Origin of the sequence: Pseudomonas sp. S9 (genome assembly GCF_000222125.1) — a bacterium.
GTDB lineage: Bacteria > Pseudomonadota > Gammaproteobacteria > Pseudomonadales > Pseudomonadaceae > Aquipseudomonas > Aquipseudomonas segetis.
Map to the genome: position 1 here is coordinate 17,857 of NZ_AFFX01000010.1, position 13,868 is coordinate 31,724.

Annotated in this window: 14 protein-coding genes; 4 read left to right on the forward strand and 10 right to left on the reverse strand. The window is 56.5% G+C overall.

Features of this window, described 5'->3' with window-relative positions:
- Positions 1 to 53: 53 nt before the first annotated feature.
- From spoT to PSES9_RS0117660, 6 genes are all read right to left on the reverse strand, one after another.
- Positions 54 to 2,162 carry a bifunctional GTP diphosphokinase/guanosine-3',5'-bis pyrophosphate 3'-pyrophosphohydrolase gene (gene spoT / locus PSES9_RS0117635; protein ID WP_010489178.1) on the reverse strand — a complete coding sequence of 703 codons (2,109 nt, stop codon included), beginning with the start codon at positions 2,160 to 2,162 and terminating at the stop codon, positions 54 to 56.
- A gap of 60 nt (positions 2,163 to 2,222) precedes the next feature.
- Positions 2,223 to 2,486 carry a DNA-directed RNA polymerase subunit omega gene (rpoZ, locus tag PSES9_RS0117640; protein ID WP_010489179.1) on the reverse strand — a complete coding sequence of 88 codons (264 nt, stop codon included), beginning with the start codon at positions 2,484 to 2,486 and terminating at the stop codon, positions 2,223 to 2,225.
- A 116-nt stretch (positions 2,487 to 2,602) separates the two neighbouring features.
- Positions 2,603 to 3,223, reverse strand: coding sequence for a guanylate kinase (gene gmk, locus PSES9_RS0117645; protein WP_010489180.1), 621 nt, complete (start codon positions 3,221 to 3,223; stop codon positions 2,603 to 2,605).
- A gap of 171 nt (positions 3,224 to 3,394) precedes the next feature.
- On the reverse strand, positions 3,395 to 4,312 hold the full coding sequence (locus PSES9_RS0117650) for a nucleotidyl transferase AbiEii/AbiGii toxin family protein (protein WP_010489181.1): 918 nt from the start codon (positions 4,310 to 4,312) through the stop codon (positions 3,395 to 3,397).
- 5 nt (positions 4,313 to 4,317) lie between these two features.
- Complete coding sequence (locus tag PSES9_RS0117655) at positions 4,318 to 5,091, reverse strand: type IV toxin-antitoxin system AbiEi family antitoxin domain-containing protein (protein WP_010489182.1); 774 nt, start codon at positions 5,089 to 5,091, stop codon at positions 4,318 to 4,320.
- A 245-nt stretch (positions 5,092 to 5,336) separates the two neighbouring features.
- On the reverse strand, positions 5,337 to 6,200 hold the full coding sequence (locus PSES9_RS0117660) for a YicC/YloC family endoribonuclease (RefSeq protein WP_010489183.1): 864 nt from the start codon (positions 6,198 to 6,200) through the stop codon (positions 5,337 to 5,339).
- Positions 6,201 to 6,354: 154 nt separating this feature from the next.
- Here PSES9_RS0117660 and rph point away from each other — a divergent pair, with 154 nt between their 5' ends.
- Positions 6,355 to 7,077, forward strand: coding sequence for a ribonuclease PH (rph, locus tag PSES9_RS0117665; RefSeq protein WP_010489184.1), 723 nt, complete (start codon positions 6,355 to 6,357; stop codon positions 7,075 to 7,077).
- Between the two features lie 17 nt (positions 7,078 to 7,094).
- Positions 7,095 to 7,460, forward strand: a complete 366-nt coding sequence (locus PSES9_RS0117670) for a DUF4870 domain-containing protein (protein WP_010489185.1) — start codon at positions 7,095 to 7,097, stop codon at positions 7,458 to 7,460.
- A gap of 57 nt (positions 7,461 to 7,517) precedes the next feature.
- Here PSES9_RS0117670 and PSES9_RS0117675 read toward each other — a convergent pair whose 3' ends face one another.
- Positions 7,518 to 8,297: an exodeoxyribonuclease III gene (locus PSES9_RS0117675; RefSeq protein ID WP_010489186.1), complete on the reverse strand. Its 780-nt coding sequence runs from the start codon at positions 8,295 to 8,297 to the stop codon at positions 7,518 to 7,520.
- 92 nt (positions 8,298 to 8,389) lie between these two features.
- On the opposite strand from PSES9_RS0117675, the gene pyrE reads away from it, so the two are divergent.
- Both pyrE and PSES9_RS0117685 read left to right on the forward strand, forming a co-directional pair.
- Positions 8,390 to 9,031 (forward strand): orotate phosphoribosyltransferase, encoded by a 642-nt coding sequence (gene pyrE / locus PSES9_RS0117680; RefSeq protein ID WP_010489187.1) that lies wholly within the window; start codon positions 8,390 to 8,392, stop codon positions 9,029 to 9,031.
- A gap of 22 nt (positions 9,032 to 9,053) precedes the next feature.
- The gene (locus tag PSES9_RS0117685) at positions 9,054 to 9,644 is read left to right on the forward strand and encodes a DUF4124 domain-containing protein (protein WP_010489188.1); all 591 of its coding nucleotides are present in this window, start codon (positions 9,054 to 9,056) and stop codon (positions 9,642 to 9,644) included.
- Between the two features lie 135 nt (positions 9,645 to 9,779).
- On the opposite strand, the gene argB is transcribed toward PSES9_RS0117685, so the two are convergent.
- The 3 genes from argB to dut all read right to left on the reverse strand — a co-directional run bounded on the left by argB (position 9,780) and on the right by dut (position 13,861).
- Entirely contained in the window at positions 9,780 to 10,685 is a 906-nt protein-coding gene (gene argB / locus PSES9_RS0117690; protein ID WP_010489189.1) for an acetylglutamate kinase, read from the reverse strand.
- 16 nt (positions 10,686 to 10,701) lie between these two features.
- Complete coding sequence (gene algC / locus PSES9_RS25155) at positions 10,702 to 12,096, reverse strand: phosphomannomutase/phosphoglucomutase (RefSeq protein WP_202946257.1); 1,395 nt, start codon at positions 12,094 to 12,096, stop codon at positions 10,702 to 10,704.
- A 1,309-nt stretch (positions 12,097 to 13,405) separates the two neighbouring features.
- Complete coding sequence (gene dut / locus PSES9_RS0117700; protein ID WP_010489191.1) at positions 13,406 to 13,861, reverse strand: dUTP diphosphatase; 456 nt, start codon at positions 13,859 to 13,861, stop codon at positions 13,406 to 13,408.
- Between the last annotated feature and the right edge of the window lie 7 nt (positions 13,862 to 13,868).

Sequence of the window (13,868 nt, forward strand, 5' to 3'; positions counted from 1 at the left end):
AATGCTCCTGATTGATGGAAGACAGATGGGCGTCTGCTACTGGCGGGCTGGGTCTATGCCTTGACGCGGGTGATGCGCATGACCCCTTTGAGGGCACGCAGCTTCTTGATCACGCGGGCCAGGTGCACGCGGTCATGCACGCTGACCACCAGTTGTACCACGCTAATGCGACCGTCGCGCTCGTCCATGCTGATTTTTTCGATGTTGCCGTCAGCGCCGTTGACGCTGCTGGCCAGCAAGGCAATAAAGCCGCGTTGGTGTTCAAGTTCGACTCGCAGTTCAACATTGAATTCGCCGGTGACATCTTTCGCCCACGACAGCTGAATGCATTTTTCCGGGTTATTGCGCACGTCGCCGATATTGCGGCAGGTTTCCAGGGGTACAAACATGCCTTTGCCGGCAGACAGGTGGCCGACAATGGGGTCGCCCGGAATTGGCGTGCAGCACTTGGCGTAACTGAGTACCAAGCCTTCGGTGCCACGGATCGCCAGGGGGCTTTCGGTATTGGGCAGTTCTTCGCCGTCGCTGGCCAGCAGGCGGCGAGCGACCACGTAGGCCATGCGATTGCCCAGGCCGATGTCCTCAAGCAAATCCTCGATCACTTCCAGCTTGTATTCATTGAGAGCATGCTGGATGCGCTCGGCCGGGATTTTCTCAAGGTTGTACTCGAAGCTGGCGAGCACTTTGTTGAGCAGGCGCTCGCCAAGGCTGATCGATTCGGAGCGGCGCTGCTGCTTGAGTGCGTGGCGAATATGGGTACGGGCCTTGCCCGTCACCACGAAATTGAGCCACGCCGGATTCGGGCGGGCGCCTGGAGCGCTGACGATCTCAACCGTCGAGCCGCTTTCAAGCGCCTGGGACAATGGCGCCAGCCGTCGGTTTATACGACAGGCGATGCAGGTGTTGCCAACGTCGGTATGCACCGCATAGGCGAAGTCGACCGCCGTGGAGCCTTTTGGCAACTCCATGATGCGGCCCTTGGGGGTGAAGACATAGACCTCGTCCGGGAACAGGTCGATCTTCACACTCTCGATGAATTCCAGCGAGTTACCCGCACGCTGCTGCATTTCCAGCACGCCTTTGACCCACTGGCGGGCGCGTGCATGGGTGCCTTTGGGTTGTTCGTCGTCGTTGGATTTATACAGCCAGTGGGCGGCAATACCGTTGTTGGCCATCTCTTCCATTTCGTGGGTGCGAATCTGGATTTCGATGGGGACGCCGTGCATGCCGAACAAGGTGGTGTGCAGCGACTGGTAGCCGTTGGCCTTGGGGATCGCGATGTAATCCTTGAAGCGCCCGGGCAATGGCTTATAGAGGTTATGCACAGCGCCGAGTACTCGGTAGCAGGTGTCGACCTTATCCACCACGATACGGAAGGCGTAGACGTCCATGATTTCGTTGAAGGCCCGGCGCTTGCCGCGCATCTTCTGGTAAATACCGTAAAGGTGCTTCTCGCGGCCCAAAACATTGCCTTCGAGACCTTCGCGCTCCAGGCAGTGCACCAGTGACTCTTCGATCTTGTTTACTATCTCTTTGCGGTTGCCGCGCGCGCGCCTGACCGAGGCGCGAATCAGCTCGGAACGCATCGGGTGCATGGCTTTAAAGCCAAGGTCCTCAAACTCCACGCGCATGCTGTGCATGCCAAGCCGGTTGGCGATGGGGGCGTAGATTTCCAGGGTTTCCTTGGCAATGCGCCGGCGTTTTTCGCCAGACAGCACCTCAAGCGTGCGCATGTTGTGCAGACGATCAGCGAGCTTGACCAGGATCACGCGAATATCGCGGGCCATGGCCATGGCCATCTTCTGGAAGTTTTCAGCCTGGGCTTCGGCCTTGGTCTCGAAGTTCATCTGGGTCAGTTTGCTGACCCCGTCGACCAGTTCCGCCACGGATTCGCCAAACTGCGCTTGCAGGGCTTCCTTGGCGATACCGGTGTCTTCGATTACGTCATGCAGCATTGCGGCCATCAGGCTTTGATGGTCCATGTGCATTTCGGCAAGGATGCAGGCCACCGCCAGCGGGTGCGTGACGTAGGCTTCGCCACTGCGGCGGCGTTGGCCGTCGTGGGCTTGTTCAGCGTAGTAGTAGGCTCGGCGGACCAGGTTGACCTGCTCGTGGCCAAGGTAGGTCGAAAGTCGATCGGCGAGGGCGTCTAGACTCGGCATAAGAAATTCTCCTGCTGAGTGTTGTGACCCTGCGCCTTGCGACGTCGACCCGGCATAGGCTTACTGAGACTCGTTAGCCTCGTCCTCGAAGGCTGCAAACAGCGGCTCTTCTTCGACGATCTCGTCTTGGGCGATAACGTCGTAATCAACCAGACCAGCAGCAATTTCACGCAGCGCAACTACGGTTGGCTTGTCGTTTTCCCAGGCCAGTTTTGGCTCTTTGCCGCCAGTGGCGAGTTGACGTGAACGCTTGGTGGCCAGCATGACCAGCTCAAAGCGGTTATCAACGTTGTCCAGGCAATCTTCAACGGTAACGCGGGCCATGGTGTTCCTCGTAACAAATGCAAGTAAAGCTGGGCCCAAATGGGCGAGCGGACTCAATAGTCTAAAAAATCACCAGCATTAAGGGAAGCTTTAGTTTTGTCGGGGCGCCGTGCGGCTTATCCCAGCAGCTCGCTGAGCAGGCCGGCGTGGCGCTGTTGTTGAGAGTCCTGTTGCAGCTGATTGGCGCGGAAAATCGCTTTCAGGTCGCTCAGTGCATGGGCGAAGTCATCGTTGATGATCAGGAAGTCGTATTCGACATAATGGCTCATTTCGCTGACGGCTTCACGCATGCGTTGTTCGATAATTTCGCCGCTGTCCTGGCCGCGATTGGTCAGGCGATGGCGCAAGGCTTCCTGGGTCGGCGGCAAAATGAAGATCGAGCGTGAGTTTGGCATCAGGCGGCGAACTTGCTGGGCGCCTTGCCAGTCGATTTCAAGAATCAGGTCATAACCTTCGGCCAGGGTTTTCTCGACCCAGGTCTGCGAAGTGCCATATAGATTGCCAAAGACTTCAGCGTGCTCAAGAAACTCACTCTTTTCGAGCATGCCGTGAAACTGTTCGCGATCGACAAAGTGGTAATTGACCCCGTCGGTTTCGCCCGGGCGCATGGCACGGGTGGTGTGCGAGACCGAGACACGAATCATCGCCTCGCTGTCGATCAACGCCTTGACCAGGCTGGTCTTGCCGGCGCCGGATGGGGCGGAAATGATATAGAGGGTGCCGGTGGTAAGGCTCATGATTGCATCCTGAAAAAGCGGTTTGCCAAGCGTAGCAGCGTATGGCGACACATTATAAGGATGTTGTCGGCGGCTGCATCCGGCAATCGTGATTTTCCTCAGCTGCCGGCCACGGCATTGAACGCAGGTCGCTTGGGTAAGGACAGCTCCCCAGCGCTTGTGAGCCGGGAATTATTCTATCGCCAGGGTTTCTTTAAGCCTCAGGTAAGCCGCGGTGTGTTTTTCTGGTGTCATGCGGGCCAGGTTTTGCAGTTTCCAGCGCACGGCTGGCAACTGGTCGACATTGGATAGCCCAAGAAGAGTCCAATCAGGTGTACGACTTTTGAATGACAGTAAAAATGCCCGCTCCTGGGGAGTCAGTGAGGTATTGATGAGGCTTATCAGTTGTTCCCGTGTTGCTTCAAGGTCAGCCTGGGGAATGTCTTGATCGGCCATATTGCGAAATTCTCCTTCGTAGACATCGGTAATGTCTTTGAGGTTTGGCCTGAGCAGTTCGGCAATAGGTCGAGGATGGCTGATAATGTATACCAGCAGAGCTTTGCGAAGGTCAGCTGTGAGTCCTTCGGTATCGAGTAGTTGCTTGACGTCGAAAAGATCTCGCGGATGTTGGCGATCCAGCGCGGCGCATATTTTGCCAGCATACAAATCCGCAAAGCTCACGACTGCCATCTCGGCGAAACCAAATTCATCTTCAACAGCTTCACTGACCGCTACCACTTCAGGCTTGAAGACCGTACCGCGCAGCACAGGAGAGAGTTCTATTTTGATTTGAACGCCGCCCCGCTCTACCAGCAGACGCAGAGCATCCGCTTTATCCTTGAGCGAGCAGGTAACACGCGTATTGTCGATATTTGTCCTGATGTTGAGTGCCAGTGAGTTCAGATTACCCTTTATGGTCTGCAGTGCCTCATGCCGTTCCATCATGGGCAGGAAAACCAGATCGATATCGACCGAAAGCCGGGGAAAGTCACGGACAAACAGATTGATAGCTGTTCCACCCTTGAGGGCGAAACAGTCGTGCTGGGCAACGAAAGGAATAAGCTGCAGCAGTAGTTGGACTTGCCGATAGTAATGGCTTTGTCTGTCCATGCCATTTACATCTCTTTCGGTACGGTGATTTGCCAGGTTGGCTCTAGCTTGCCCCCTTTTGCGAGCAGCCGCTTACCATTTCCCAGGGAATATTGATCTGGTCTGAGGTGCTTGAGCCAGGCATGTTGGTGTCTTTCTGCCAGCCAGAGAAAGAGCCGTTTCGCTTTGATGCTGCAACAGGCTCTCAGCAAGGTGTCCAGCTTGCGGGGCGAGAGGTTGTGCAATCCCTGCATAAGCTGGTCAGCATGTTCAAAACTGATGCTGTTTGGCACCCCTGCCAAGAGTTCAAGAATGGCTTTTTCTGGGCAGGAGTAGTGCAGTGGGTCGCATGATGCCTGCCAGTTGTCTTGCCGGAGATACTTATCGTCTTGCATCAGTGTCTCTGGCCACAGACGGCGTGTGCCATGCCACTCGAACTGTGCTGGGGAGGCAATTCTGCCGAGCCACCGAGGAAGCGCTACATCACAATAGAGCTGAACGCTTGGCTTGTTTCCTTTGGACAGGTAATGGCCAAGACCTTCTAGCTCTAATGCGGTTAAACCCCCGATATGGACAGGTACCTCGGACATGCGTTGCAAAGAGGCAGCAATACTTTTCCAGGATAGCCTTGCTTCCTGTCTTGCATAAACACCGGATACTAGCGGGATCAACGTCCGGTTTCGGACCGCATTGTCCAGAAAGTGCAGGTTAAGCCCTTGCGCCTCCAGCCATGACTTGGTGGCTACCATATCCAAAGGCAGAACTTTCTGTAGCCGCTGTCTGGCTTCAGTATTCAACATGGCGGGTCTCAACCTGGTTTTAAAAAGATGAAATGTACGTCAACTATCGACGTGATTTCGACGTTTATCAAACTGATTGGCATCTTTTGGTTTGGAAAATTATAATTCCACGTCAATTAATGCCGTGAAATCGATTATTTTCAAACCGCGTCTTGTCGAATATGGTTAGGGCCTCTCACAAATTGGGGGACCATCTGCATTGCCGGTATCTGGACCTGTATGGCATTGCTGGATGGTTGAAAGCATCACTCGATATTCTGTACCTGCTCGCGCATTTGTTCGATTAACACCTTGAGATTGACGGCCGCCTGGGTGCTGCGCGCATCAAACGCCTTGGAGCCCAGGGTGTTGGCTTCGCGATTGAGTTCCTGCATCAAAAAATCAAGGCGGCGGCCAGCGGCTCCCGGGGTTTTCAGTACCCGGCGAACCTCGGTGACATGAGTGTTGAGCCGGTCGAGTTCTTCGGCTACATCACTTTTTTGTGCAAGCAAGACCATTTCCTGTTCCAGGCGTTGCGGGTCCAGTTCGGCTTGCATTTCCTTGCAACGCTCGAGGATCTTCTGGCGCTGGGCGCTGAGCATCTGGGGAACCAGCTCGCGCAGTGCGTTGACTTCGTCAGTGATGCCGTCTAGTCGGTCGTTGAGCAGCTTTGCCAACTCAATACCTTCGCGGGCACGGCCTTGCTTTAGCTCGTCAAGTGCCTGCTTGAAGCTGCCGAGTGCTGCCTTGTTGAGGGCTTGGGGATCTGCCGAGTCGGCGACCAGCACCCCGGGCCAGCCAAGGACTTCGAGTGGATTGAGCGGCGCGGGCTGCTTGATCAGGCCGGCGACAATCTCGGCGGCAGCTACCAGTTGCGAGGCACGTTCGCGATTGACTTGCAGGGGTTTGCCGGTGCTTTCTTCGGTAAAGCGCAGTGTGCATTCGAGCTTGCCGCGCGACAGCCCTTGGCGCAGGGCTTCACGCACGGCACCTTCCAGGTCGCGAAAGGCTTCCGGCAGTCGCAGGTGGGGTTCAAGATAACGGTGGTTGACCGATCGCAGCTCCCAGCTAAGGGTTCCGTGGGCCGTCACCTGTTCGGTGCGGGCGAAGGCAGTCATGCTGTGGATCATGCGCGAACCTCTGGAGTCAATCGGGACGAAACGGGACAGTGTGAGGCTGGTGATTGTAGCGCAGCGCGTCGGCCCGGCCCAATTGGTCATGTCGTCCTGGCGTATGGCGCCCTATAATGACGCCCAGATTTCAATTCAGAGCAGGAATTCCTTGATGAAACGTCCAAGTGGCCGCGCCGCTGATCAACTCCGTGAAGTCCGCATCACCCGTAACTACACCAAGCATGCGGAGGGTTCGGTGCTGGTTGAGTTCGGTGATACCAAAGTGATTTGCACGGTCAGCGTCGAGTCTGGCGTACCGCGCTTTCTCAAAGGCCAGGGCCAGGGCTGGTTGACTGCCGAGTACGGCATGCTGCCGCGCGCCACGGGTGATCGTAACCAGCGCGAAGCCAGTCGTGGCAAGCAAGGCGGGCGCACGCTGGAGATTCAACGGCTTATCGGTCGCTCACTGCGCGCGGCCCTGGATATGTCCAAGCTCGGTGAGTTCACCCTGTACGTCGATTGCGACGTGATCCAGGCCGATGGCGGTACCCGCACCGCATCCATTACCGGCTCCATGGTTGCCTTGATTGATGCGCTTAAAATGATCAAGAAACGTGGCGGCCTGAAAAATGGCGACCCGCTCAAGCAGATGATTGCTGCGGTCTCGGTAGGCATGTATCAGGGCGAGCCAGTGCTTGACCTCGATTACCCGGAAGATTCCGCTGCCGAGACCGACCTGAACGTGGTAATGACCAACGCTGGCGGTTTTATTGAGGTGCAGGGCACCGCTGAAGGCGCTCCTTTCCAGCCAGAGCAACTCAATGCCATGCTCGCCCTGGCGCAAAAAGGCATGGACGAGCTGTTTGCCATCCAGCAAGCGGCGTTGGCTGACTAACTCGAGCAGAGGCGATGATGGAAGAGCAGGCTCCAATACCGACTCCAACCCAGGAAGCGCGTCAGTGGGCGATGTTTTGTCACTTCGCTGCCTTTCTTGGCTTTATTTTCCCGTTCGGCAATCTGGTTGGTCCCTTGGTGGTCTGGCAGATCAAGAAGGATCTCGATCCTTTTGTTGATGAGCAGGGTAAAGAGGCGCTGAATTTTCAGATCAGCATTACCATCGCCTTTATGATCAGCGTGTTGTTGATGCTGGTGGTGATTGGCTTTGTGCTGACCACGCTGGTGACCGTTGTTGCTGTGGTGCTGGCGATAATTGCCGGGATCAAGGCCAACGAAGGCCAGTCATACCGCTACCCATTCTGCTGGCGCATCGTCAAATAGGCAGGATTGAGGCACAAAAAAACCGGCATTGAGCCGGTTTTTTTGTAGCTGCTGGTTTTACACGCTGAGAATCCAGTCGTAATCAACCATCAGTGGTGCGTGCTGCGAGAAGCGCGGCTGACGTGGCAGGCGTGCACTGCGCACGGTGCGACGCATACCCGAGGTGAGCAGTTGATAGTCGAAACGATAACCCAGGTTAAGCATTTCAGCTTGCTCACTATCTGGCCACCAACTGAATTGCTCGCCTTCACGGCTCACTTCACGCAGGGCATCGACGTAGCCCATGGTATTGGTGATTTCGTCCATCCACGCTCGCTCAGGCGCCATGAATCCGGGCGACTGCTGGCAGTCGCGCCAGTTTTTGGCGTCGAGCTTCTGGTGCGCCACATACAGCGAGCCACAATAAATGTACTCGCGACGCTTGCGACGCTGCTTGTCCAAGTAACTGGTAAATTCATCCATGAACTTGAACTTCTGGTTCAAGCTCTCGTCCCCACTGAGCCCCGATGGCAACAGCAAGGTGGCAATACTTACCTTGTCGAAATCCGCTTGCAGGTAGCGCCCATAACGATCGGCTGCTTCAAAGCCTAAACCGCTAATCACCGCCTTGGGTTGTAATCGCGAATACAGTGCCACACCACCTTGGTCTGGTACTTCTGCATCACAGGCATAGAGGAAATAGCCATCCAGTTGGAAGGCTTGGTCGTCCAGCTCAAAGGCGGAGGCTCGGGTGTCCTGCAGGCAAATCACGTCGGCATTCTGTGCTTGCAGCCAACTGAGCAAACCGCGCTCGACTGCAGCATGAATACCATTCACGTTCACACTGATGATCCGCATAAATGGCCCCCAAAAACACGTGGGTGTATGATACCCGAGGTCGCCATTTTTAGCTAAATTACTAGCCTCATCTGTGTATTTTGGGACAATTGATGCAAGCCTATCAGCGTGATTTCATTCGTTTTGCCATCGAGCGTGGAGTCTTGCGCTTTGGTTCGTTTACCCTCAAGTCCGGGCGTACCAGCCCCTATTTCTTCAACGCGGGCTTGTTTGACAGTGGTTTGGCGCTGGCTCAACTGGGGCGCTTTTATGCCGCAGCCGTGGTTGAAAGTGGTATCGATTTCGATGTGTTATTTGGCCCGGCCTACAAGGGAATTCCATTGGCAGCCACCACTGCCCTCGCTTTGGCTGAGCATCATCAGCGTGATGTGCCCTGGTGTTTCAACCGCAAGGAAGCCAAGGATCATGGTGAAGGAGGAACCCTGGTTGGGGCGCCGCTGGCCGGCAAGGCACTGATTATCGACGATGTGATTACGGCGGGTACGGCGATCCGTGAAGTCATGCAAATCATTAAATCGCAGAATGCGGGCTGTGCTGGCGTATTGATTGCATTGAATCGCCAGGAGCGTGGTCAAGGCGAGCTTTCGGCTATTCAAGAAGTTGAACGAGACTTTGCGATACCGGTTGTGAGCATCGTCTCGCTCGAGCAGGTACTTGAGTATCTGGCAGAAGATGCTGAACTTAAACAGCATCTGCCCGCGGTAGAGGCCTACCGTGCTCAGTACGGAATTTGATACCCATAGTTAAGGACTTATTGTGCTGAAACCGGTTTTGCGTTGCTGTTTGCTATCCCTATGCTTACTGCTCTCGGTTACGGCCAATGCAGGCGACTTACTGTATCGCTACACCGACAGCAAAGGTGGCATCGTGATTAGCCGCCAGGGCGTGCCGCCGGAGTTCATTAGCAAAGGGTATGACATTCTCAATGACCAGGGCCGGGTGGTGCAGGTGATTGCGCCTGCGCCAACGCTTGAAGAGCGCCAGCGCCTGCTCAAGGAAAAGGCCCGGGCCAGCTCAGACGCCCAACTCAAGCGGCTCTACAGTTCGCCTGAAGATATCGACCGGGCCCGTGATCGCAAGCTGGCTGAGCTTGACGGTGTCATTAGCGTGGCGCGTAGCAACCTGCAATCGGTGCGTACACAACAGGCCAACTATCAAGCGCAGGCCGCAGATTTCGAGCGCAGCGGGCGCGATGTCCCCGAGAGCCTGCTGGTGCAGATCAATAACCAGAAGGTCGAGCAGAAGCGCCTGATTGACGATATCAAGCGTTACGAAGCAGTGCGCAAGGAGTCGGAAGCCAGCTTCAATGCCGACCGTGCTCGCTTTGCAGAGATCATGTCGCGCTAAAAGGGGCGCGTCTGGGTGGATGATGTTTTTATCCGCCTACAGATCACCCGATCTGGCAAAAAACGTCCTTTGTCGCCATTAAATGTCAGTTGCGCGGCAGATCAGCATTGTCCGTGTTGATCTGCCGGCCTGTCATCAGTGGCGCTTGCGGTTGCAGATCTGGGTGCCGACGCCGCTGTCGGTGAATATTTCCAACAGCACCGCATTGGGGACCCGGCCATCGATGATGTGCGCGCTGGTCACGCCACCTTGCACGGCTTCAAGGGCGCAGCGGATCTTCGGCAGCATGCCGCCATAGATAGTGCCATCGGCAATCAGATCATCGACCTGCTCAGTGGTAAGGCCGGTGAGTACCTCGCCCTGCTTGTTCATCAAGCCGGCGATATTGGTCAGCAGCATCAGCTTCTCGGCCTTCAGTGCTTCGGCAACTTTGCCCGCAACCAGGTCGGCGTTGATGTTGTACGACTCGCCATCGGCACCTACGCCAATGGGGGCAATCACTGGGATAAAGTCACCCTTGACCAGCATGTTCAGCAGGTCTGTGTTGATCCCGGTGACTTCGCCAACATGGCCGATATCAATGATTTCAGGCTTGGTCATTTCCGGCGTTTTACGCTCAACGGTGAGCTTTTTCGCGCGGATCAGCTCAGCATCCTTGCCGGTCAGGCCAATAGCGCTACCGCCGTGACGGTTGATCAGGTTGACGATGTCCTTGTTGACCTGGCCGCCGAGCACCATTTCAACCACGTCCATGGTCTGTGCGTCGGTTACCCGCATGCCATCGACGAAGTGGCTTTCAATCGACAGGCGCTTGAGCAGGTCGCCAATCTGTGGGCCACCGCCATGCACCACCACCGGGTTGATACCCACGGCCTTCATCAGCACGATGTCGCGGGCGAAGTTGGTTTTCAACTCGTCGCTTTCCATGGCGTTGCCGCCATATTTCACGACCAGGGTCTTGCCGACAAAGCGGCGAATGTACGGCAGTGCTTCAGAAAGAACTTTAGCCACTTGGGTAGCGGCATCACGCTCAAAGGTCATGCGGGACTCCATAGCGTTAAAACGGTAGTTTGATGTCGGGTGCGAGTGCCGTCATTTGCTCGCGGAAAATCACTTTGATGCGTTCCAGCTCGGCTTCTGTTTCGGCTTCGAAGCGCAGCACCAGAACCGGTGTGGTGTTGGATGCACGCACCAGGCCCCAGCCCTTTGGATAATCGACGCGGACACCGTCGAGCGTGGTGATATTGGCATCGCCCCAGGCGCCTTCGCGTTGCAGGCGGTCAATGATCTGGAACTTGCTCTCTTCGGTGACCTGGATGTTGATTTCCGGTGTTGAGACGTCGCTTGGGAACGCAGAGAACACATGTTCGGCGTCACGTTTGTCCTGGCTGAGGATTTCCAGCAGACGTGCGGCGCTGTAGATGCCGTCGTCGAACCCGAACCAGCGCTCCTTGAAGAAGATGTGCCCGCTCATTTCACCCGCCAGCAGGGCGCCGGTTTCTTTCATTTTCTTCTTGATCAGCGAGTGACCGGTTTTCCACATTACGGGGCGGCCGCCGTAGCCGCTGATCAGTGGGGTCAAGCGTCGGGTGCATTTAACGTCGAAGATGATATCGGCGCCCGGATTGCGCGAGACAACGTCCTTGGCAAACAGCATCAGCAGGCGATCCGGGTAGACCATGGTGCCGGCATTGGTCACGACGCCAACGCGGTCGCCATCACCGTCAAATGCCAGGCCAAGGTCGGCTTTCTCGGATTTAACCTTGGCGATCAGGTCGACCAGGTTCTCGGGCTTGCCCGGATCCGGGTGGTGGTTGGGGAAGGTGCCGTCGACATCACAGAACAGCGGGATAACCGTGCAGCCCAGGGCTTCGATCAGTTGCGGGGCGATGACTCCGGCGGCGCCGTTACCGCAGTCAACCACCACTTTCAGTGGCTTGGCCAGGGCGATGTCGTCGCGAATCTGCTTGAAGTAGCGATCCAGCACGTCAACCTGCTCGACGCTGCCGATGCCGCTGCCGAGGTTGTTGGTGTCGATGCGGGTTTTCAGTGCCAGCATCTGCTCGTTGGCCAGGGTATCGCCGGCGATCACAATCTTGAAGGCGTTGTAATCTGGCGGGTTGTGGCTACCGGTTAGCATCACCGCGGATTTGCCGCTGAGAATATTGGCGGCGTAATACACCACAGGAGTGGGCACCATGCCGACGTCACTGACGGTGCAGCCGCTGTCGACCAAGCCTTGAATCAACTGCTCAACCAGCTCTGGGCCGGACAAGCGGCCATCGCGGCCAACTGCGACATCCGGTTCACCCTTGGCCAGGCTCTCGGAGCCGACAGCGCGACCCACCCAATAGGCGGTTTCAGCGGTAAGGGTGCGGCCGACAACACCACGGATGTCGTAGGCGCGGAAGATATCAGCAGGAAGTTTTGGTGCGACTTGCGAATTACTCATAACGGGTGGCTGCTCCAATCCCAGGAGATCCTGGTCTTCATCGAGAATGTCGATATCGAGAATATCGGTATCTTGAAATAGTGGGTCTGCAAAAATTACCGGCTTCTCTGCTGCAGTGGTTGCCGTTGTTTCAGGCTTGCCGGGGGCCGCGACCGGTGCTTTTCCTGGGGCGGTGTTGTCAGCCCGGCGTGGCATTCTGGCCAATGTTTTCGCCAGATTATTCAATGCAGGCAGGCTCAGGCTAAAGGCTTTGACGCTTTTCCCTGCCGAGAGTTCTTTGACCAATTGCTCCAGCTGGTCGATGTCGCCCTCAAGATGGTTGTTAAAGCTGCGATGCACCAGATAAAAGCAAAGCGCCGCTCCCAGCAATGCCAGGAGCCCGGCCAGCGCCAGCAGCAATGGCGAGAAGGCAGAGCCATTCAGTGCAGGGCCGGGGATAAAGCTAAGTTTCCAGTTTGGATTGCCGCTGTCGAATTGTTGCGCTTTACCCTGGGCCGAGCCGTGCCGAGCCAGGACCTGGGCGGCAGCAGTGCCGAACTGCTGGCTGAGTTCGATTGCACCGACCTGTGCCGGAAGCGGCGGCAGGCTGGCAAGCAAGCGATTGAGGTCAAACGCCAGCAGCAGCGTGCCTTGCAGCGGCTGGTCCTTGCTCAGGCGCAGCGGCGCCACGCTGTAGACCAGCCATTGCTGGCCAACCTTGTAGGCTTCGACTGCCGGTGTCTGGCCATTCTCGACACGGCGCAGCAAATCCAGTGCGGCAAAATTCATCGGCGCTGTGCGGCCCATGTCCTGCACGGCCTGGCCGCGCAGGTTGAGTTGCGCATCCACCACGCCGTTCCAGTATTTCAGCGAGCGTTCGGCTGCTCTAATCTGGGAAATGTCAGCGCTTTGCAGGGCTTCGATCAATTGTGGATTCTGCGCCGCTGCCTGGGTGTCGGCGGCGAGCTGTTTCAAAGCCTGTTGCAGCGCCGTCGCCTGGCTTTCGCCCCAGGCCCTGCTCAGGGCTTGATGCTGCTGTTGCTGAGCACTGTCGAGCATGCCGAACCACAGCACGCAGCCGGCAAGAGCCAGGCCGATGATGGCGGCAAGCAAGCCGGGCTTGAGCGCCTCAAGTGCATTTTGCTTATTGCTCGATGCCTTGGCCGCCGCCTGCTTGATGATTTCGTTGGACAGTTCGTCCTTGGCGGCGCGTTTGAACAACTTCATCGAACATCTCCCTGACCCATTTTTCTTAGTATTAGCGTCTTGCAGCGTTACAGAACTACGCTGGTGCGTTCAAGGTAGTGCAAAAAAGCTGCAGTTATGCAGCTTAGTTGGTTCCTGAGTGACCGAAGCCGCCAGCTCCGCGCTGGCTTTCGTCAAAGGCTTCAACCAGCTCGAAATGGGCTTGTACAACGGGGACCAGAACCAGTTGTGCAATGCGCTCGCCGATGGTGATGGTGAAGGGGCTTTGACCACGGTTCCAGCATGAAACCATCAGCTCGCCCTGGTAATCCGAGTCGATCAGGCCCACGAGATTGCCGAGGACGATGCCGTGTTTGTGACCAAGTCCCGAGCGCGGCAAAATCATTGCGGCAAGGCCTGGGTCGCCAATGTAGATCGACAAGCCCGTTGGGATCAGGACGGTTTGGCCGGGTTCGAGGGTCAGCTCTTGCTTGAGCATCGCGCGCAGGTCGAGGCCGGCGGAGCCGGGTGTGGCGTATTGCGGCAATGGAAATTCGTTGCCCAGGCGTGGGTCGAGGATCTTGGCTTGTAAGGCGTGCATATCAGGT